General features: G+C 40.9%; 18 protein-coding genes and 2 pseudogenes. 15 read left to right on the plus strand and 5 right to left on the minus strand.

Features of this window, described 5'->3' with window-relative positions; all coding sequences use genetic code 11:
- Positions 1-57: 57 nt before the first annotated feature.
- The 5 genes from aceF to ampD all read right to left on the minus strand — a co-directional run bounded on the left by aceF (position 58) and on the right by ampD (position 6,946).
- The gene (aceF, locus tag C427_RS05875) at positions 58-1,728 is read right to left on the minus strand and encodes a dihydrolipoyllysine-residue acetyltransferase (protein WP_007642484.1); all 1,671 of its coding nucleotides are present in this window, start codon (positions 1,726-1,728) and stop codon (positions 58-60) included.
- Positions 1,729-1,754: 26 nt separating this feature from the next.
- On the minus strand, positions 1,755-4,439 hold the full coding sequence (gene aceE / locus C427_RS05880; RefSeq protein ID WP_007642487.1) for a pyruvate dehydrogenase (acetyl-transferring), homodimeric type: 2,685 nt from the start codon (positions 4,437-4,439) through the stop codon (positions 1,755-1,757).
- Positions 4,440-4,596: 157 nt separating this feature from the next.
- Positions 4,597-5,343 (minus strand): FCD domain-containing protein, encoded by a 747-nt coding sequence (locus C427_RS05885; protein ID WP_007642488.1) that lies wholly within the window; start codon positions 5,341-5,343, stop codon positions 4,597-4,599.
- Positions 5,344-5,541: 198 nt separating this feature from the next.
- Entirely contained in the window at positions 5,542-6,366 is an 825-nt protein-coding gene (gene ampE, locus C427_RS05890) for a beta-lactamase regulator AmpE (RefSeq protein WP_007642495.1), read from the minus strand.
- 43 nt (positions 6,367-6,409) lie between these two features.
- Complete coding sequence (ampD, locus tag C427_RS05895) at positions 6,410-6,946, minus strand: 1,6-anhydro-N-acetylmuramyl-L-alanine amidase AmpD (protein ID WP_015430562.1); 537 nt, start codon at positions 6,944-6,946, stop codon at positions 6,410-6,412.
- Positions 6,947-7,035: 89 nt separating this feature from the next.
- Between ampD and C427_RS05900 the strand changes: the two genes are divergently transcribed.
- From C427_RS05900 to C427_RS05965, 15 genes and pseudogenes are all read left to right on the plus strand, one after another.
- Positions 7,036-7,539 (plus strand): retropepsin-like aspartic protease family protein, encoded by a 504-nt coding sequence (locus tag C427_RS05900; protein ID WP_007642499.1) that lies wholly within the window; start codon positions 7,036-7,038, stop codon positions 7,537-7,539.
- 313 nt (positions 7,540-7,852) lie between these two features.
- The gene (gene nadC, locus C427_RS05905; RefSeq protein WP_007642501.1) at positions 7,853-8,704 is read left to right on the plus strand and encodes a carboxylating nicotinate-nucleotide diphosphorylase; all 852 of its coding nucleotides are present in this window, start codon (positions 7,853-7,855) and stop codon (positions 8,702-8,704) included.
- A gap of 219 nt (positions 8,705-8,923) precedes the next feature.
- Positions 8,924-9,355 carry a pilin gene (locus C427_RS05910; RefSeq protein ID WP_007642503.1) on the plus strand — a complete coding sequence of 144 codons (432 nt, stop codon included), beginning with the start codon at positions 8,924-8,926 and terminating at the stop codon, positions 9,353-9,355.
- Between the two features lie 75 nt (positions 9,356-9,430).
- Entirely contained in the window at positions 9,431-10,639 is a 1,209-nt protein-coding gene (locus C427_RS05915) for a type II secretion system F family protein (protein ID WP_015430563.1), read from the plus strand.
- 109 nt (positions 10,640-10,748) lie between these two features.
- A pseudogene (locus C427_RS05920) lies at positions 10,749-11,652 on the plus strand (prepilin peptidase).
- A 577-nt stretch (positions 11,653-12,229) separates the two neighbouring features.
- Positions 12,230-12,841: a dephospho-CoA kinase gene (gene coaE, locus C427_RS05925; protein ID WP_007642022.1), complete on the plus strand. Its 612-nt coding sequence runs from the start codon at positions 12,230-12,232 to the stop codon at positions 12,839-12,841.
- Between the two features lie 108 nt (positions 12,842-12,949).
- Positions 12,950-13,702 carry a cell division protein ZapD gene (gene zapD / locus C427_RS05930; protein WP_007642025.1) on the plus strand — a complete coding sequence of 251 codons (753 nt, stop codon included), beginning with the start codon at positions 12,950-12,952 and terminating at the stop codon, positions 13,700-13,702.
- A gap of 36 nt (positions 13,703-13,738) precedes the next feature.
- Positions 13,739-13,981, plus strand: coding sequence for a DNA gyrase inhibitor YacG (gene yacG, locus C427_RS05935; RefSeq protein ID WP_007642027.1), 243 nt, complete (start codon positions 13,739-13,741; stop codon positions 13,979-13,981).
- Positions 13,982-14,123: 142 nt separating this feature from the next.
- Entirely contained in the window at positions 14,124-14,864 is a 741-nt protein-coding gene (locus C427_RS05940; protein WP_007642034.1) for a glutathione peroxidase, read from the plus strand.
- 115 nt (positions 14,865-14,979) lie between these two features.
- Positions 14,980-16,005: an alpha/beta hydrolase gene (locus tag C427_RS05945; RefSeq protein WP_007642035.1), complete on the plus strand. Its 1,026-nt coding sequence runs from the start codon at positions 14,980-14,982 to the stop codon at positions 16,003-16,005.
- Between the two features lie 10 nt (positions 16,006-16,015).
- Positions 16,016-16,498, plus strand: a pseudogene (locus tag C427_RS05950) (DUF1697 domain-containing protein).
- Between the two features lie 202 nt (positions 16,499-16,700).
- Positions 16,701-17,189 (plus strand): glutathione S-transferase family protein, encoded by a 489-nt coding sequence (locus C427_RS27165; RefSeq protein ID WP_015430567.1) that lies wholly within the window; start codon positions 16,701-16,703, stop codon positions 17,187-17,189.
- Positions 17,190-17,229: 40 nt separating this feature from the next.
- Complete coding sequence (locus C427_RS27170; protein WP_015430568.1) at positions 17,230-17,634, plus strand: hypothetical protein; 405 nt, start codon at positions 17,230-17,232, stop codon at positions 17,632-17,634.
- A 98-nt stretch (positions 17,635-17,732) separates the two neighbouring features.
- Positions 17,733-18,164, plus strand: a complete 432-nt coding sequence (gene trxC, locus C427_RS05960; RefSeq protein WP_034900136.1) for a thioredoxin TrxC — start codon at positions 17,733-17,735, stop codon at positions 18,162-18,164.
- Positions 18,165-18,354: 190 nt separating this feature from the next.
- Positions 18,355-19,740: an MATE family efflux transporter gene (locus tag C427_RS05965; protein ID WP_007642041.1), complete on the plus strand. Its 1,386-nt coding sequence runs from the start codon at positions 18,355-18,357 to the stop codon at positions 19,738-19,740.
- The last annotated feature ends 51 nt before the right edge of the window (positions 19,741-19,791 follow it).

Below are 19,791 nucleotides of genomic sequence, written 5' to 3' on the forward strand. Positions count from 1 at the left end.
ATAAATCCTGCTTTTGGCTTTAGAAGTGGGTAACAGTAAACTGTCACCCGTTCTTCACTAAAGTATTATTCTACGTAAATCAGTTAAATTTGCAGCAACTTCAGTAGAAAAACGTGCACCTACTGCACCGTCGATGACCCGGTGGTCGTAAGACAGACTTAATGGCACCATCAGGCGTGGTTCAAATTCTGTACCATTCCACTTAGGTTTCATTTCTGATTTAGAGACGCCCAATATAGCAACTTCAGGGGCATTAACAATAGGCGTAAACGCTGTTCCGCCAATCCCACCTAAACTTGATATGGTGAATGTACCACCTTGCATATCGTTTGCTTTTAGCTTGCCTTCTCTGGCTTTACCAGAAATTTCGATCAACTCTTTAGAAAGCTGTTCGATGCCTTTTTTGTTGACATCTTTAATAACGGGAACCACTAAACCGCCTGGTGTTTCTACCGCGATACCGATATTAATAAATTTCTTAAGAATTAAACTTTCACCATCCTCAGATAAAGAAGAGTTAAAGGCTGGGTATTTTTCCAATGCTTTGGCCACTGCTTTCATCACAAAAACGAGAGGTGTGATTTTTAATCCAGACTTAACCTTGGCGTGGTAAGCGTTTTGTTCTTTACGGAAAGTCTCAACTTCAGTGATATCTGCCTCGTCGAACTGAGTAATATGGGGAATAGTGACCCAATTACGGTGTAAGAAGGGGCCAGATATTTTCTGAATTCGGCTTAAAGGTAAGATTTCAATCTCACCAAACTTGGCGTGGTCAATAGGTTTAACGGTAGCAATTTGTAAAACATTGCCATTGCCAGTTGCGTTGCCGCTGGCTGATCGAGGTTTTGCTAATTCTGCTTTCACGTAGGCCTGTACGTCTTCTTTTAGAACACGTTTTTTAGGACCGGTAGCTGCCACTAGGCTTAAGTCGACACCAAATTCTCTGGCTATTCTACGTACTGAAGGTGAAGCGTGAGCTTTTCCACCAGAGGTAGGAGTAGGCGCTTCTGGAACCGCCGCCGGTTTTTCTGCAGCTGCCGGAGCCACTTTTTCAGGTTTTTCTTCAGGCTTTTCGACAGCGGTTGGTGCCGCATCCGCCGATTTGTCAGTAGCTTTACCACCGGCGGTCTCAAGTTTAATCACAAGAGTGCCTTGCTTCACTTTGTCGCCAGTGGATATATACACTTCTTTGACTGTGCCAGCGTGAGTCGAAGGCACATCCATCGTAGCTTTATCTGTTTCTAAGGTAATCAAACCGTCTTCTTGTTCAATTACATCACCAACAGACACCAAAACATCAATTACATCCACTTCGCCATCTTCACCGATATCAGGCACAGCCACGTCAATTAGTTCACTGGCTCCATTTGCTTCAGGCTCAGCTGCCGGGGTTGATTCTGCTTTGCTAGGTTCTTCTTTTGTTGCAACTTCAGAAGCGGATTCTTTTTCTTCGGGTTCTGCTGGTGCTTCTTCTTCAGCAGCAGTTGATCCTGATGCTTTAATTTCACCAATTACATCACCTTCTTTGATTTTGTCACCCACTTTGACCGACAAACTGATCAATTCACCTGCAAAAGGGGCAGGGATGTCCATTGATGCTTTATCGGTTTCAACGGTAATCACTCCGTCTTCAGCTTCTAATGTATCGCCGACGGCGAAACAAATTTCAATGATTTCAACTTCTTCGCCACCTACATCGGGGACTAGAATTTTTTGTATATCAGACATATGTAAAACTCCTTATCTAGTCACTATTAAGCGTAAAGTGGGTTAAGTTTGTCGATGTTGATGTCAAAGCGTTTAATTGCTTCGGTCACTACTTTTTTGTCAACTTCACCACGTTTGGCGAGTTCATACAAAGACGCAACGACTATATATGCCGCATTGACTTCAAAGTGTGTACGTAAGTTTGCACGGCTATCACTGCGGCCAAAACCATCAGTACCTAGGCAACGATAGTCGGTGTCAATGAAGGCACGCACTTGATCAGAATAACCTTTCACATAGTCAGTGGCTGCAATAGCAGGACCTGCATCTTTACTGATAACTTTACCTATGTATGATGTTTTAGCATCAGCTTCAGGGTTAAGCATATTCCAACGTGCTATGGCCTGACCTTCACGGGCTAATTCGTTGAAAGAGGTCACAGAATATACATCGGAAGAGACTTTGTAGTCTTCACTTAAAATCTGCGCTGCTTTGCGTACTTCATTTAAGATTGTGCCCGAGCCCATAAGTTGAACATTGGACTTAGCTTTAGCCTTACCTTTTGCTTCAACTCGCTCTAACTTGTAGATACCTTTGATGATTTGTTTGGCTATGTCTTTGCTTTCTGGCATAGCAGGATGTTGATAATTTTCATTCATCAGGGTGAGGTAATAGAATACATTTTCGTTTTCAGTGTACATACGACGTAAACCGTCTTGCACTATTACCGCTACTTCATATCCGTAAGTTGGGTCATAGGTAACACAATTTGGGATCAAATTAGCTTGAACATGTGAATGCCCATCTTGATGTTGTAGACCTTCGCCGTTAAGGGTGGTACGACCTGCAGTGGCACCTAACAAAAAGCCTCGAGCTTGGCTGTCGCCAGCAGCCCAAGCTAAATCGCCTACACGTTGGAAACCAAACATGGAGTAGTATATGTAAAAGGGGATAGTTGTGGCGTTGCAAGTGGAGTAAGACGTACCAGCAGCGACCCAAGAAGCCATAGCACCTAGTTCGTTGATACCTTCTTGTAAAACCTGACCTTTTTTATCTTCACGGTAATAGGCCACTTGGTCTGCATCTTGAGGCGTGTATTTTTGACCTTCGTTGGCGTAAATACCCACTTGACGGAATAGACCTTCCATTCCAAAAGTACGGGCTTCATCAGGAATAATAGGTACCACACGTTTACCCATTTTCTTATCTTTCAATAAGACATTAAGTACACGTACAAAGGTCATAGTAGAAGACACTTCACGGTCGCCTGAACCTTTCAAAATAGCATCAAAGGCTTTTAATTCAGGCATCTCAAGTTGGTCTTCTGCTTGCACACGGCGCTGCGGTAATGAACCACCTAATGCTTCGCGACGTGCTTTCATATACTTATATTCTTCACTGTCTTCAGCAAATTTAAAATAAGGTAAATCAGCAATGGCTTCGTCTGTGACAGGAATGTTGAAACGGTCGCGGAATTTTTTTAGGGAATCCACATCCATTTTTTTCACGTTGTGCGCAATATTTAAGGCTTCACCTGATGCACCTAAACCAAAACCTTTAATAGTTTTGGCTAAAATAACCGTTGGACGACCTTTGGTATCCATGGCTTTTTGGTAAGCGGCGAATACTTTAACTGGGTCATGTCCACCACGGTTTAGCCGGAAAATATCTTCGTCAGACATGTTTGCCACAAGCGCCGCTGTTTCGGGATATTTGTTAAAGTAGTTTTCACGGGTGTACTTGCCACCTTTGGCTTTACAGTTTTGGTATTCACCGTCTACAGTTTCATTCATTAGTTGTAAAAGTTTACCGGATTTGTCACGGGCAATGAGTGCATCCCAGTAGCTACCCCAAATGACTTTTACTACTTCCCAGCCTGCGCCACGGAAAGTGCCTTCAAGCTCTTGAATTATTTTTCCGTTACCACGAACCGGTCCATCCAAACGTTGTAGGTTACAGTTGATGACGAAGGTTAAGTTGTCTAAACCTTCACGAGAAGCCAAACCAATGGCGCCTAATGATTCAGGCTCATCACACTCACCGTCACCTAAGTAACAATATACTCTTTGCTCGGAACAATCTTTGATGCCACGATTAGTTAAGTACTTTAAAAAACGTGCAGTGTAGATAGCTTGCAATGGACCTAAACCCATAGAAACAGTAGGAAACTGCCAATAATCTTTCATTAAGTGAGGATGAGGATAAGAAGGTATTCCTTGGCCATCACATTCTTGACGAAAATTATTTAACTGTGTTTCTGATAAATTGCCTTCTAGGAAAGAGCGGGCATAAATACCTGGAGAAATATGGCCTTGATAAAATATAAAGTCGCCACTGTTTTTGTCGTTAGGTGCTTTAAAAAAGTGGTTAAAACCTACATCGTACAACATGGCTGAGGATGCGAAGCTACCAATATGGCCACCTAGATCTAAGTCTTTCTTAGAAGCACGTAGCACGATCATTAAGGCATTCCAACGTATAGCAGCACGAATTCGCGCTTCAATCGTTTGGTCTCCAGGCATAGTAGGCTCTTGCACTACCGGAATGGTATTGATGTAAGCAGTGGTTGCGTCATAAGGTAAATGCGCTCCATTGCGACGAGCTTTGTCAATTAGAGCCTCTAAAAGAAAATGTGCGCGTTCAGCACCCTCTTCTTTAAAAACTGTTTCTAGCGAGTCTAACCACTCTTGTGTTTCTTGCGGATCCACATCCGGATGCATCATATCAGCCATGGTGCTTTCCTTTTTATAGTTTGTTAATGTAGGTACTTATCGCATATAAATAAAATCAGTGTACAACACCAACCATGCTCTATATTTCAATAAGTTTTTATTAATTTCATGCTTAAACGTGCCGAAACACGTTGAATGAAATAGTTAATTTGTTTTCTTAATTTACTTCTATTCGGCGTAAGGCACGCTGCATACGCATATCTTGTCGATTAATGTTCAGTAAGGTGTCTTCAATATAGGCTAAGTGTTCATTACTAGCCTTGCGAGCTTGTTCAGGATCACCTGCTAGAATAGCCTTAACTATGTTGCGCCTTTGTTTGTTTATATTTTGAGCAGCATCAGCATGTTTAGCCAAAACCTCTAAGTTACGCTGAATATTGTCTTGCAGCATAGACTGTAGACTGCGCATCACGTGCTGTAAAACCATGTTGTGAGCTGCGTTGGCCATAGTGAGATAAAAATTAACTAAAGCAATGGCTTGCTGGCTTTTATCGGTTGAGTCATCTGGCAAAGCTTCCAATGCGCTTTCTAACGCTTCATAATCTTCTGGTTGACCTCGCAGGGCGGCATAGTAAGCAGCCATACCTTCTAGCGCATGACGAAATTCAAGTAAGTCGAATTGCATTTCTGGTTTGTCAGATAGAAGTAATAAAAGCGGGTCTGTGATCAATTCGTTTAGTCGGGGCTTTACAAAAGTGCCTCCGCCTTGTTTACGTTCCACCAAATTTTTGTTTTCAAGCTTTTGAATTGCTTCTCTTACTGAAGGTCTTGATACTGCAAACTGTTCTGCGAGAGTGCGTTCGGATAAAAGTTTTTGTCCTGCTAACAATCTTCCATCTAATATCATGGCTTCTAATTGCTCCATAATATCGTCAGATAACTTTCTAGATTGCACTCGGCGCATTCAATAATTCCACGGTATGTAACAGCGATAGATGTTTGTTTGGTAAATTGGTAATACCAACAATATGCAATAGCTTAGTAGACATTGGTCTTTGGGTAAATGTTAATTTTACAAAAGACCAATACTACTAAGTGCGGATTAAATAAAAATGTTTGAAAAACAAGAAGCTAAGTTGAAATGGGTGTCTGGTCAGACCTTTTAGTTGATCCAACCAGATAAGGTCAATAGCGCAATAATCATTAACAAAAACATCACATTTCTTTTTGCTAAACGCACTAAAGTGCAAGGTTCTTCGGTGCAATCATTTTCATCTGGTTCAATTTCCTCGGCTTTTTTTGATACATCCAATAACAATGTTTTCGCCTGCACTGCTGGGTCGGGTAAATAGCCTAACCAGGTTGGGAAAGCACGGGAAAAATGCCCAACCAATAAAAATCCCAACGCTGTTATACGTACCGGTATCCAGTCAACAATGTTGAGTAAACGTTTTACCTGATTACCGATTTTCTGGTTATCATCTGATAACTTTGCGTCTAGTTCCCTGACCAATACATACAAAATAGCCCCTGCAGCACCGCATGTTGCAAACCATAAAATAACTGCTGCATAGTGACGGTAGTTTTGCCAAACTAGGTTCAATCCAAATGAAATGGAGCCTTTGTCATCACCGCTTATTTGATCCTCATACATGCTACATGCCTGCAAATCCCCTCTGTTCGCGGCCTGTAAAAAACATTTGTACGTAGCGCGGATAGTGGGGCAACCCACACATACCATTAATATGGCTGTGCTTATGACTAACTCTAATAATCCACCAGAAAATTCTTGTACCACTAAGTAAACCATCACCACCGGTACAAAAATTACCAGCGCCAAGATCCAAGATTTTGATGATGAGTTAAACCAATCCCGAGATTGAATGCTGTGTAAGTATTTATCTGTGTAAAACCCGGCTTGCCAATATTTGGATTTAGTAGTGACGCGTTCGACGAGTAGTACCAGCAACAAGCTGATTAATGTCATTATTTTATCTCTTGTTAAATCTTAGTTGGATTGGACGAATAAATTATATCATCTGTCGGTATTGTGGCCAGTCAAAAGCGATACCTGGATCGGTTTTTCTGCCCGGTGCAATATCATTATGGCCAACAATACGCCCTAGGGTGATTGCAGGATAATCCTGTATCAATTCTTGGGTTAATGTACTTAAACTTTGATACTGAGTTTGGGTGTAAGCAACATCATCAGCTCCCTCAAGCTCTATTCCAATTGAAAAGTCATTACATCTATTTACTCCCTGAAAACTTGAGACGCCAGCATGCCATGCTCTTTTGTCAAAAGGCACAAATTGCACAATCTGTCCATCTCGTTTAATCAAGCAATGAGCAGACACGCGCATTTGATAAATGCTGGCAAAGTAGGGATGTAATTTAGGATCTAAACAGCCTGTAAAAAAGTATTGGATATAGTCACCACCAAACTCATTCGGGGGCAACGAAATATTGTGCACCACCAAGAGTGAGATGGTAGTTTGCTCGGGACGCTCGTCCCAGTGGGTGGTAGGACAATATTCAGCTTGTGTACAAATGGCGTTCTTAATCAAGGTATTAGCGGCATGAAAGGCTTCATATTGTTATTATAACAAAGTGGATCAGCGAACGCCGATAAATTTTTAATAGGGTAAATTAAACAATGCAGCAAAATAAAATGGGTAAAGGCATGTTGATTGTTGCTTGGGTCATTGGTCTAGGCTTGTTAACTCTGTTGTTTGATGAGCAGCTTGCCAAGCAGTTCAACCCTAATGCTGAGCCTATTTCCTCATCGAATCAAGGTGTGCAGGAGGTGCGGCTCAAGCAAAACCGAGCTGGGCACTACGTTAGCGGAGGTGCTATTAATGGTCAACCGGTAGTATTTTTATTAGATACTGGGGCCACACATGTATCAGTGCCTATGCATCTGGCCGAGCGACTTAACTTGCAAAAGGGCAGGGAGTCTTGGGTGCAAACCGCGAATGGACAGGTTCAGGTGGCACAAACAAATATTCAAAGTTTGTCTATTGGTGATATTCAATTAGATAATGTCAGGGCTAACTTAAACCCTGGTTTTAAAGCGAATGAAATATTGCTAGGTATGAGCGCACTAAAACAATTAGAATTCACTCAAAAAGGCGAATGGCTGGTTTTACGGAATTTGTAAGTAACCAAAAAGCCTAAGAATAAAATATTTACACCACAGAGGGCACCGGGTGCCGCGCACAGAGAGAAGCATAAGATGAGTGGCGGCTTCGCCAAAAAGACAATGCTAAAAATACTAATGCGCTCGTCTAAATTTTCTTTTCCTCTGCGTAGCGCTCGGCGCCCGACGCTCGTTATCCTCGGTGGTGGTAATCTTTAAATGCTGAAAAGCCAAATCTTGTTCTGACCAAAATCGGGCGTAAATTAGATAATGTCGCAATGAGATCACACATTAAAATGGAATAGCATTATTCCGCATTATGATAAGAGAAACTATGCAAAATATTGATATTAAATCGGCTGTTGAAATCGCATTATCAGAAGATTTGAACGGGCTAGATGCCGACATTGGGGACATTACCGTTAATTTGATCCCCGCAACACAAACCATTACTGCTGATATCATCACCCGTGAAAATTGTGTCGTAGCCGGCGCTGCTTGGGTCACAGAAACTTTTGCGCAACTGGATACAGACATTCAATTGAATTGGTATGTCAAAGACGGTGACGCGCTAAAGGCTAATCAACCAATTGTCAGAGTGTCTGGAAACGCTAGGCGAATTTTAACCGGAGAACGCACCGCGTTAAACTTCTTACAAACCCTTTCAGGTACGGCCACTATCGTAGCGAAATGTGTGAAAGAGTTAGCCGGTACTAACACAAAACTATTAGACACTCGAAAAACATTGCCTGGTATGCGTTTAGCGCAAAAATATGCGGTGACCTGTGGCGGTGGTAAAAATCATCGTATCGGCTTATTTGATGCTTATCTTATAAAAGAAAACCATATCCTAGCCTGTGGCTCAATTCGGGCCGCTGTGACTATAGCAAGGGAACATCACCCAGATTTATCAGTGGAAGTAGAAGTAGAAAACATTCAAGAATTACATCAAGCGATTGCGGCTAAGGCCGACATTGTGATGTTAGACAATTTTAGCTTGGACATGCTTAAGCAGGCTGTGCTTGTCAACAAAGGGCAGTGCAAGTTAGAAGTTTCGGGTAATATTACTATCGAAAGTTTAAAGACTTTATCTGCTTTAGGGGTAGACTTTATTTCCTCAGGGGCGCTTACTAAACATGTTCAAGCGATAGACTTGTCGTTAAGAGTAATCACTACCAGCTCTTAGAAGCTTTGGTAGCTTGCTTATTCATGAGAGTTTAAAAAAAATCACAGGCGTAAGTTGCGGGGATGTTTTTACGGCTAAGACTTAAGTATGTATCTGCATACTTGTCAGATGCTGAACTCGTTCTATACTAATTAGGAATTCAAAAACAACGCCCTAACTCGGCAAACGGCAAAACTTTTAAAACTTAGATATTACACAATATGTGTCGGAGAGAAAACCATGAACATGACTCAAATGAATAATGCAAAAAAACAAGGCGGCTTCACTTTAATCGAATTGATGATTGTTGTCGCTATTATCGGTATTTTAGCAGCGATTGCTTTGCCTGCTTATCAATCTTATACGGAAAAAGCGCGTTTCACTGAAGTTGTTAACGCGACATCTGCAGCAAAAACAGCAGTTGAAATCTGTGTGCAGATGGGGACTCTTATTGCTAACTGTGTTGGTGGTAGTAATGGTGTGCCAACTGATGTCACTGTAGCAAATGGTGTTGTTGGTGTTGTTACAGCAGCTAGTGGTGTTATCACTGCGACTAAGGCTAGCGACTCTACTATAACTGGAGATGGAACTTACAGGCTAACACCTACTCAGGATGCAACTACAAAGGCTATAAAATGGGCTGTTCTTTGTACCCCGACTTCACTTTGTTAAGTTTATAATTAATTTAAAACAGGCCCGGATTCTCCGGGCTTTTTTGATTTTGGGTTTAATCAGGTAAGGTAAAATATGGCTACTTCCCCTACAATATTTGTTTACAACGGCTCGAATCGTCGGGGGCAAGTTGTCAAAGGCGAAATTTCCGCCATGTCTATTATTGAAGCTAAAAATCAACTACGTAGGCAAGGTATCTCCGCCAAAAGGGTTAAGAAGCTCGCTAAACCATTGTTTGGTGGCGGCGAGAAAATTAAGCCTGTTGATATTGCCTTATTGTCTAGGCAAATCGCCACTATGCTCAGTGCTGGTGTCACCTTAATTCAAACTATCGAAATGATTGCCTCTGGTCACGCTAATAAAAAAATGCGTACCTTATTAAGTGAAATAGGCGCCAGTGTTAGTGCGGGTAACCCGCTTTCAGCTACGTTGCGAAAATACCCTGACTACTTTGATGATTTATATTGCGACCTAGTGGAAACCGGCGAACAGTCCGGTGCCTTAGAAACTATCTATGACCGAATTGCTATCTATAAAGAAAAATCTGAAGCTCTTAAATCCAAAATTAAAAAAGCCATGTTTTACCCCATAGCGGTGGTGGTGGTAGCTTTTATTGTCACCACTATTCTATTGATTTTTGTGGTGCCTCAATTTGAAGAAATATTTTCTAGTTTCGGCGCAGAACTGCCTGCCTTTACTCAGTTTGTTTTGGGCATATCTCGGGGTATGCAAGATTACGGCTTGATGATTGCCGGTGTGATATTTGCTGCGGGGACTTTATTTGCCAGAGCCCATAAAAAATCTCTGAAACTCAGAGACTCTGTTGATAAAAAAATTCTAAAGATCCCTGTGATTGGTGAAATTCTTAAAAAAGCCTCTGTTGCTAGGTTTACGCGTACCTTAGCAACTACTTTTGCTGCGGGTGTGCCTCTTATGGGGGCGTTGGACTCGGCGGCAGGAGCGGCAGGTAATGCGGTATTTCGTGATGCGATTTTGTTTGTTAAAAAGGAAGTGTCGGCGGGTATTCCGATGAACGTGGGCATGCGTTCTACTGCAGTATTTCCTGAAATGGTGGTGCAGATGATTGCTATTGGTGAAGAGGCGGGCGCGGTTGATGAGATGCTGAGTAAAGTAGCAACTATATATGAAGGAGAAGTAGACGATATGGTGGACGGCTTAACCAGTTTATTAGAGCCCATGATTATGGCTGTATTAGGCGTAGTGATTGGTGGCTTGATTGTCGCCATGTACTTACCCATATTTGAAATGGGCAATGTGGTATAAATGATTTCACTTTTTTAACCTTCTGTTACCTATCTCATGGCTTGCCAGATGAAATTCTGGCAAGCTACAATTATTAATTATTTCTCATTTATTTTTTATAAGTTACTTTATGCAAGCAACATTTGAGTTAATGGCTGACTCACCGGCCTTTTTTATGGGTTTTGTGTTTATTGTCAGTTTGATGGTAGGCAGTTTCCTAAATGTGGTTATTTATCGTTTACCCGTTATGATGGAGCGCGCATGGAAAGCCGATGTAGCTGAGTATACGGCTTCACAAACCCAAGCCGCGCCTGCCACAGACAGTTCCCATAGTTCCAAAGAAGCGCCTTTCAACTTAGCTAAACCCGATTCAACCTGCCCCAAGTGCCAACATAAAATTAGAGCATGGGAAAATATACCTTTCATTAGCTGGTTACTGCTCAGAGGCAAATGCAGTCAATGTAAGAACCCTATCTCGATGCGTTATCCTCTGGTTGAATTAGCGACCGGTCTTTTATCCACATTAGTTGCATGGCACTTTGGTTTCGGTTTAGCCGGCTTTGCTGCCGTCATAGCCACTTGGTTATTGATAGCGATGACTTTTATCGACCTAGATACCATGTTATTACCCGACCAATTAACCTTATCGTTGTTATGGTTAGGCTTATTGATGAGTATCGAAAGCCCTTTTGTATCTAGCCAAGATGCGCTGATTGGCGCTGCTGCTGGTTATTTAAGTTTGTGGAGCTTGTATTGGGCATTTAAGTTACTGACTGGCAAAGAGGGCATGGGATATGGCGATTTTAAACTACTGGCCGCAATCGGTGCTTGGGTAGGTTGGCAACATTTACCGGTGGGTGATATTACTGTCTTCATTTGTCGGAGCGATTGTGGGTGTGACTTTGCTTACCATCCAAGGAAAGGACAAAAGTCAGCCCATCCCCTTTGGTCCTTATCTCGCGGCTGCGGGTTTTTTAACTTTGTTGTATGGTGATTGGATTGTTACACAATATTGGCAGTGGATGTTGCCTTGAGCATTTAAATGCTTTCTACCACAGAGCTCACTGAGCGTTGGGCAGCCAAGCGCTGCACAGAGGAAAAAATGTTAAGAAAAATGATATATAAGTCTTTTCGGCAACGCCGACACACGCCTTTGCTTTTCTCTGTGCTCTCTTTGCCCTCTGTGGTTCAAAATTATTTTTTCTTTGGCTTTTCAGCATTTAAGATCTTTTTACCACAGAGGACACCGAGCGCTGCGCTACACAGAGGAAAAGAATGTTATAGGTCTTTTCGGCGAAGCCGCCACACGCCTTTGCTTTTCTCTGTGCTCTCTTTGCCCTCTGTGGTTCAAAATTATTTTTTCTTTGGCTTTTCAGCATTTAAGATCTTTTTGCCACAGAGGACACCGAGCGCTGCGCTACACAGAGGAAAAGAATGTTATAGGTCTTTTCGGCGAAGCCGCCACACGCCTTTGCTTTTCTCTGTGCTCTCTTTGCCCTCTGTGGTTCAAAATTCTTTTTTCTTTGGCTTTTCAGCATTTAAGAGCTTTCTACCACAGAGGACACCGAGCGCTGCGTTGCACAGAGGGATAGTATTAAATTGGCAGGGGGTATGGTTGTGAGTGATTATGTGGTGGGTATCAGTGGTGGTATCGGCAGTGGCAAAACGACTGTCACTGACTTATTTGCAAAACTTGGTATAGAGATAATTGATGCCGATCTGATTGCCAGAGAAGCAGTAGAGCCAGGTAAACCCGCCTTAAAAGCAATAGTGGATAAGTTTGGTCTGGCCGTTCTAGATGATTCAGGGTATTTAAATAGAGCTAAACTTCGCACTTTGGTTTTTGAGGATAGTGAGGTTAAAAACTGGCTGAATGAACTGTTACATCCTGTTATCAGGCAACAAATGTTATTACAGACACAACAAGCCAAATCGGCTTATTGCCTTTTGAGTGTGCCACTATTGGTTGAAAATAAATTAAATGAGCAAGTTGATAGGGTGGTGATTGTTGATGTAGATGAACAAACTCAACTGCAACGAACTTTGTTACGTGATAAAACTAATGCACCACAAATCCGTGCGATTATGAATGCTCAAGCAACTAGGCAGCAGCGTTTGGCCGTGGCAGACGATATTATTGACAACAATGGTAAAGCGAATGATTTAATCAAACAAGTGGCGCATTTACACCAACATTATCTGCAGTTTGCGAAACAAATTTGATCTTTCTGTTAAACACAAATTGATTTTAGCCTATTGATTTGACCAAAAATTCTTTACAATGTTTATTCACTGCAATTACCGCAGTTTAACCAATATAAACAGGTCATCATGTCTCAAGCAATTTACGAATTTCCACTCAATGAAAAGGTGCGTACTTACCTTAGGCTTGAGCAGTTATTTAAGCAGCTTGAGCAAGGCAAAATTGCCAGTGAAGATTGGCAATATATAAATTTTCTCAACTGCCTTTTTACTTTGCTCGATTTGTCAGAACGCATCGATTTGCGTAACGACGTGCTTAAAGACATTGAGTCACACGAAAAAAACTTAGTTATCTGGTCGCAACACCCCAACATTGATGACGATGCTTTACAGTTCGCATTACGTAAGATTTTACGTTTACGTGATTCATTAAAAAGTAATAAAAAAGTGGGCGCAGAACTCAAAGAAGACCGATTTTTAGCATCCATAAGACAGCGTTTTTCCATTCCTGGTGGCACCTGTAGTTTTGATTTACCCAACTTACACTATTGGTCACAGCAGCCGAATGAAAACAAGCAGCGAGATATCAACAGCTGGTTGCAAGAACTCACACCTATTCAGCAGGCGATGGAAATAACACTTTCATTTTTGCGCGAAAGAGGGCGTTTCAGCTCAATTGAAGCAGAGAAAGGTTTTCATCAAGGCATTGCTGAAGATAAAAATGAGTTAATTCGAGTCTTGAGTCCAACTGACGAAGGACATTATCCGATGTTGTCAGGTAATAAGTATCGCTATGCTATTCGCTTTAATTTATTTACGCCTACCATGCAGGGGAGTGTAACGGTAGATAACAAAGTGAGTTTTAAATTAGCGTGTTGTTAAACGTTTCAATTGACCTATTCGAGGTGATGTATCTCTATGACAACTAACGTCAGCTGTCCTAATTGTAAAAAAAATGTGGAATGGATCGAAAGTAATCTTTTTCGTCCGTTTTGCAGTAAAGTTTGTCAGTTAATTGATTTAGGTGAATGGGCCGACGAGGAAAAGTCTATTCCTTGCGGTGCAAATAAAGATCAAGAAACCATTACATTGCCCGACCTTGATATTGAAGATATTGAGGCAATGTTAAGTGAGCACGCCGAAGGTTTTTTTAAAGAATAGATCAACTGATTAATCATTAATTAATCAAATAACTATTGATTAATTAAATTGATTTACCTAATCGATAATAATTATTTTAAATAACTAATCCCAATATGTATATTAAACGTAGTAAATTTTATTAACCTAGATGGAGACCAAGATGTCTAACCCAAATTTTGAAGATAAATCAGGACAAGCAGTACCACAGTGTACATTTGCTGCACGTGTTAACGATGAGTGGGTAAAACTCACCACTGACGAATTGTTTAAAGGAAAAACGGTTGTTGTTTTTTCTTTACCTGGCGCTTTTACTCCAACGTGTTCTTCTACCCACCTTCCTCGTTACAATGAGTTGGCTAAAACATTCAAAGCTAACGGCGTAGACGAAATCATTTGTGTGTCTGTAAACGATACATTCGTAATGAACGCATGGGCAGAGCATCAAGAGTCAGACAATATTACACTTATTCCAGATGGAAACGGCGAGTTTACTGACGGAATGGGCTTGTTAGTGGATAAGTCTGAGATCGGTTTTGGTAAGCGCAGCTGGCGTTATTCTATGCTGGTTAAAGACGGCGTAGTAGACAAAATGTTTATTGAGCCAGATTTACCAGGCGACCCCTTTGAAGTATCAGATGCAGATACTATGCTTGCCTATGTTGCACCCACTGCAAAAGCTTCAGTACCTACTGTTGTGCTTACTAAGCCAAGCTGTCCTTTCTGTATTAAAGCAAAAGCATTGCTTGATGCAAAAGGTTTTGAGTATGAAGAATTGGTTATGGGCAAAGACGTTTCTTTCACCGCTCTTAAAGCGCTTTCAGGCAACGAGTCTTGGCCTCAAGTGTTTATTGGTGGCAAGCTGATTGGTGGTTCTGACGATTTAGAAGCTTATTTCGCGTAAAGTCTACTTAAACAAAAAATGGCGCTAAAAGCGCCATTTTTTTTGCCTACAAATTAGTAAATTGTTTTGCAACTGGATATAGTAGAGCCTATTAAATAATAGAAGTTTTGACTTAATGAAGTTTCTTTTACTGCTGCTAATATTCGCGTCTATCACAACCGTTTTCAGCGTATCATCCCAGCCTGTCGAAGATAAATTTGATAGATTTGATGCAATTTATCAAGCACAACTTGGCACTACACGTGGCTGCCAAACACCTGACGCGAATATGTTTAAGGTCTGCTCTGATAGCTTAAAAAATGATGGTAATGCCCCCTATATATTACATCATAATAAAGTCACAGAAAAAGTAGTGGTGTTGTTTCATGGATTAAGTGATTCGCCATTTTACTTACGCTCTATTGCGCAATCTATACATCAACAAGGTATCAATGTGATTGTTGCCTTAATGCCTGGTCATGGTAAAAACCACGCCGATGAAGATATGCAAGACGATAAACTGGCAGATCGCTGGCGGGCGCATGTGTCTGATTTGGTTGAGTATGCAGCGAGTTTAGGCGAACAACGTTATTTAGGTGGCTTTTCGACGGGCGGTGTTTTAGCCACTGAGTATATTTTACAACATCCTGAGGCTGCTAAAGGTTTAGTATTGTTTTCTGGTGCCTTAGCATTGGACTCAAGCGTAGAGTCAATTGCCAATATCTGGGGAATACAATGGTTGGCTAAATTGTTAGACGGTGAATATGCAACGCAAGGGCCTAATCCTTACAAGTACCCGAGTGTGGGGCGTTTTTCAGCATTTAAATTAACTGAAGTTATCTTTTCAGTTCGAGATTTGATTGAGCAAGGTGTAACGCTAAATCTGCCTATTTTTTCTGCTCATTCAATGGCAGATATCACTACCCCCATAATCGGTGTCAAAGACCTTATGGCTGCGAATAAAGGACCTAATAGCCTATTTGAAATTTCTTTAGATGTTGATGTTTGCCATGCTGATGTGGTGATAAACCAAGAACAATTGTCTGATATGCACTATGACGCCTCATTACTTGAAGACATACTGCCTTGTGAAGTGCCTAAAGTTAATCCTAAACATGCAGATATGTTAGATTTTTTGAGTCAATTTTTGACCACTTATTAGGGGAGGTACAATGAATAATTGGATTGTTCTACTCAGAGGGAGCAATGTTAGGGGGAAAAACATTGCTCCGATGCAACAATTAGCAGACATGCTGGTTGGCTTCGATTGTCAGAATGTTTAAACTTATACTTAAAGTGGCAATATTTTATTAGGTCACCAAAAATCACATAGGCAAGTGTTATACAAACAAATAGCCGAGCAGATTCAACAAACATTTGGTTTTAAAGTACATATCCTCCTTTTGACATTAACTCAATTTGAGCATGCCGATGTAAATAATCCATTTTATGAAGCACAATCTAAAACATTGCATGTGTTTTTTCTTGCTGAAAACACATCGCATTCCAATTTTGATACCCTAACTGCGCTTTGCAGCTTTAATAATCAACAGCTGTTTATTCGCCATATTAGGACGATTTTTCACTCTTTGATAGATAACCATCAAGTAAAGAAATGGCATTTTATGCAAGTGAAATGGATATGCTACGGTTAATACGTTAGTTATCTATTTTAATCGATCAGTGAGTTAATTATGTCTAATGAATACACACTTTATGGCGCACCTATGTTTTGTATACAGGTAAGGCTAGAGCTTATTTAATCTTTAAAGGACTGCCTTACACTGAGGTGTTTTCGTCGCTTAAAGTCTATAAGAACATCATTGTGCCTAATACTGGTATACGTTTTGTGCCAGTGTGAAAACTCCTGAGGATGAATATTTACAAGATACAGCACAGATTATCGATACGCTAGAGCAACATCACCCTCAACGTTCGGTTACCCCCACGACGCCTAAACAGAAGTTGGTTTCTTACTTATTTGAAACCTGGGATGATGAATGGTTAGTGATACCTGCTATGCATTACCGCTGGAATAAAGACAATTTTCCTTTTATTTATGAAGAGTTTGGTAAGGTTATTGCACCTAATATGCCAGGGTTTATTCGTGCATTTATCGGTAAAAAAATCGGTGCGAAGTTTAAGGGATTTGTGCCGATGTTAGGGATTGCTGATAAGAGTATTCCTGCCATAGAGGATTGGTATGAAAATCATGTGTTACCATTATTAGATAAACATTTTGCAGAGCATGACTATCTTCTAGGCAGTAAACCTAGTTTAGGTGATTTTGGTTTAATGGGGCCTTTGTATGCACATTTATACGTGACCCTGCTCACGGTGCCTTAATGAAAAAAGCGGCACCTAATGTTGCTAAATGGGTGAAAGAATGAATCAAACTCAAGATGTTGAAGGTGAATTTTTAGCTGACGACGTTATATCCGACACGTTACTTGAGCTAATAACACGTATGTTTAAAGAACAATGGCCGGTATTGACAAGCACTGTGAAGAGTTTAGATACATGGGTTGAGCAAAATCCAAAAAAATCAGAAATCCCCAGAACTATTGGTAAACATGATTTTACAATTGGTGACATCACAGAACAGCGCGCCATTGGCACGTTTCATCAATGGAAAGTGCAACGAATAGTAGACTGTTACCAGCAATTCGATGAGCAACAAAAATGCTTAGTGGATACCTTTCTAGAATCGGTTGATGGTCTAGATAGTATGCAGATACATATTAAAAATAGATTAAGTCGAGTTAACAACAAATTAGTCACTCTCAATTAAAAGTAATTCTCAATTAAAAGTAACTCTCAATTAAAAGTAACTCTCAGCTAAAAGTCACTCTCAGTTAAATTTAGATAGACCACTTATTAGGAAAATATATGCATATAGTTTGTTCTCTTTGCCTCGCAATAAATCGTATACCAGAGAGTAAAAGTCATACACAGGCCAAGTGTGGTAAGTGTCAGCAAGCCGCCTATTCTTCGAGTCCAGTGGAGTTATCGGATTTTTCATTTTATCGTTATATTGAAAAAAACGACTTACCAGTGATTGTCGATTTTTGGGCAAGTTGGTGTGGCCCATGTCAAGCTATGGCGCCTGTGTTTAGTAAAGTTGCCAAACAATCTGAAAGTTTGTTATTTGCTAAAGTGAACACTGAAAAAGCGCAGAAAGTGTCAACTGACGCCACTATTCGCAGTATTCCTACATTAGTCTTTTTTTACCATGGTAAAGAAATCGACAGAATTTCGGGTGGATTAAGTGAGTCACAGCTGAAAAACTGGATAGTGCAATGTTTGCAGAAAATAGAGTAGTGCAATGTTTGCAGAAAATAGAGTAGTGAGTGTCTGCAAAAAAGAGCTAAGTTTGCGAAACTACAAAATATTCCTCCAAAAGTGCCTCCTATTTGAGTTTTATTACGTATCTACGTCTTTACTCATTTTGTAAAATCACAAGTGAGCCTTTCAGAAAGCAGTAAGCCTTTCAAAAAACATAAGGAACTCCATGAGTAAATCTTCTCGTGATTTAACTTTAGGGTCACTGTGGACAGCTATTGCTGCACTGACCTTACCCATGACAATTGGTATTATGGCGACTATGTCTGTGTCGATTGTCGATACCTACTTTGTAGGTAAACTCGGTACCAACGAACTAGCTGCGTTGTCATTTACCTTCCCAATCACTATCACTATCGCAAGCTTAGCTATTGGTTTAGGAGCGGGTGCGGCGGCAGTTGTTTCACAAGCGATTGGCGCAAAAAATGAAAAAGAAGCAAAACGTCTATCTACCGATAGTTTAATTGTTGCGACTTTAATTGTAGTGATTATTTCAATCATTGGGCTGCTGACGATCAAACCTTTGTTTATGCTCTTAGGGGCGCAAGGAGAAGTGCTTTCGATGATTGAACGTTATATGTGGATTTGGTACATCTCTATGCCGTTTTTGGTCATCCCTATGGTTGCCAATGCGATTATTCGGGCAGTGGGTGATGCAGTATGGCCAAGTATTATCATGATCGGTACTGCTGTTATCAATATAATCGCGACGCCTATTTTAGTCTTTGGCTGGGGGCCCATTCCCGCTTTTAATATAGAAGGTGCAGCATACGGCACATTTGTCGCAAGAGTCTTTACTTTTTTATTGGCTTTATACGTTGCCTATTACCGCGAAAAAATGATTGTTTTACTGGTGCCTGCGTTATCTGAATTTGTTCAATCTTGTAAAAAAGTATTAAAAGTGGGAATACCAGCAGGTGTTGGTAGTGCGGTTAATCCTTTTGGCGTGACTATTGTTACCAGTATAATTGCGACTTTTGGTGCTGAGACGGTAGCTGCTTTTGGCGTAGCCACGCGAATTGAGACTTTTGCTTGTATCCCTATGTTTGCGTTGTCTGCTTCTATCGCGCCCATAGTTGGTCAAAATTGGGGCGCGAATAAAAAGAGCCGAGTACTGCAAGCTGTTAAGTATTGTTACCTTATGTGCTGCGTTTGGTCAGTCTTTATCTTAACGTTATTGTATTTTGCGGCGGAGCCAATCAGCCGAGTATTATCCTCTGATGCGGGTATTGCGAAAGAGTCTTCTAGCTATCTGGGTATTGCCACCATTGGACTTTGGGGATATGGAATTGTGATTGTCTCAGCAGCGGCGTTTAATGCCCTGGGCCGACCGTTAAGCTCATTGGGTTATTACTTATTTAGAACGGCATTATTGTATGTGCCTCTGGGTGTCATCGCGGGCATATATTTCGATATAAAAGCGGTTTATTACGCCATTGCTGCTGCCAATGTCATATCAGGCTTGGTTATTGGTTGGTATACATTATGCTGGCTTAAAAAGGCAGATAGTTGCGACAGCCAACTAAATCAATTAGAGACAGATATCAGTCAGTAACATTTGAATGAACAAACTATATAAGCTCCTAAATGATAGCTCCCATTCAAA

It is taken from the genome of Paraglaciecola psychrophila 170 (genome assembly GCF_000347635.1).
Taxonomy (GTDB): Bacteria; Pseudomonadota; Gammaproteobacteria; order Enterobacterales; family Alteromonadaceae; genus Paraglaciecola; species Paraglaciecola psychrophila.

What these genes read in the sequence shown, in the direction of transcription:
- aceF (WP_007642484.1), bottom strand. Translation starts at nt 1,728, where the DNA reads ATGTCTGATATACAAAAAATTCTAGTCCCCGATGTAGGTGGCGAAGAA.
- aceE (WP_007642487.1), bottom strand. Translation starts at nt 4,439, where the DNA reads ATGGCTGATATGATGCATCCGGATGTGGATCCGCAAGAAACACAAGAG.
- C427_RS05885 (WP_007642488.1), bottom strand. Translation starts at nt 5,343, where the DNA reads ATGCGCCGAGTGCAATCTAGAAAGTTATCTGACGATATTATGGAGCAA.
- ampE (WP_007642495.1), bottom strand. Translation starts at nt 6,366, where the DNA reads ATGACATTAATCAGCTTGTTGCTGGTACTACTCGTCGAACGCGTCACT.
- C427_RS05900 (WP_007642499.1), top strand. Translation starts at nt 7,036, where the DNA reads ATGCAGCAAAATAAAATGGGTAAAGGCATGTTGATTGTTGCTTGGGTC.
- nadC (WP_007642501.1), top strand. Translation starts at nt 7,853, where the DNA reads ATGCAAAATATTGATATTAAATCGGCTGTTGAAATCGCATTATCAGAA.
- C427_RS05910 (WP_007642503.1), top strand. Translation starts at nt 8,924, where the DNA reads ATGAACATGACTCAAATGAATAATGCAAAAAAACAAGGCGGCTTCACT.
- C427_RS05915 (WP_015430563.1), top strand. Translation starts at nt 9,431, where the DNA reads ATGGCTACTTCCCCTACAATATTTGTTTACAACGGCTCGAATCGTCGG.
- coaE (WP_007642022.1), top strand. Translation starts at nt 12,230, where the DNA reads ATGGTTGTGAGTGATTATGTGGTGGGTATCAGTGGTGGTATCGGCAGT.
- zapD (WP_007642025.1), top strand. Translation starts at nt 12,950, where the DNA reads ATGTCTCAAGCAATTTACGAATTTCCACTCAATGAAAAGGTGCGTACT.
- yacG (WP_007642027.1), top strand. Translation starts at nt 13,739, where the DNA reads ATGACAACTAACGTCAGCTGTCCTAATTGTAAAAAAAATGTGGAATGG.
- C427_RS05940 (WP_007642034.1), top strand. Translation starts at nt 14,124, where the DNA reads ATGTCTAACCCAAATTTTGAAGATAAATCAGGACAAGCAGTACCACAG.
- C427_RS05945 (WP_007642035.1), top strand. Translation starts at nt 14,980, where the DNA reads ATGAAGTTTCTTTTACTGCTGCTAATATTCGCGTCTATCACAACCGTT.
- C427_RS27170 (WP_015430568.1), top strand. Translation starts at nt 17,230, where the DNA reads ATGAATCAAACTCAAGATGTTGAAGGTGAATTTTTAGCTGACGACGTT.
- trxC (WP_034900136.1), top strand. Translation starts at nt 17,733, where the DNA reads ATGCATATAGTTTGTTCTCTTTGCCTCGCAATAAATCGTATACCAGAG.
- C427_RS05965 (WP_007642041.1), top strand. Translation starts at nt 18,355, where the DNA reads ATGAGTAAATCTTCTCGTGATTTAACTTTAGGGTCACTGTGGACAGCT.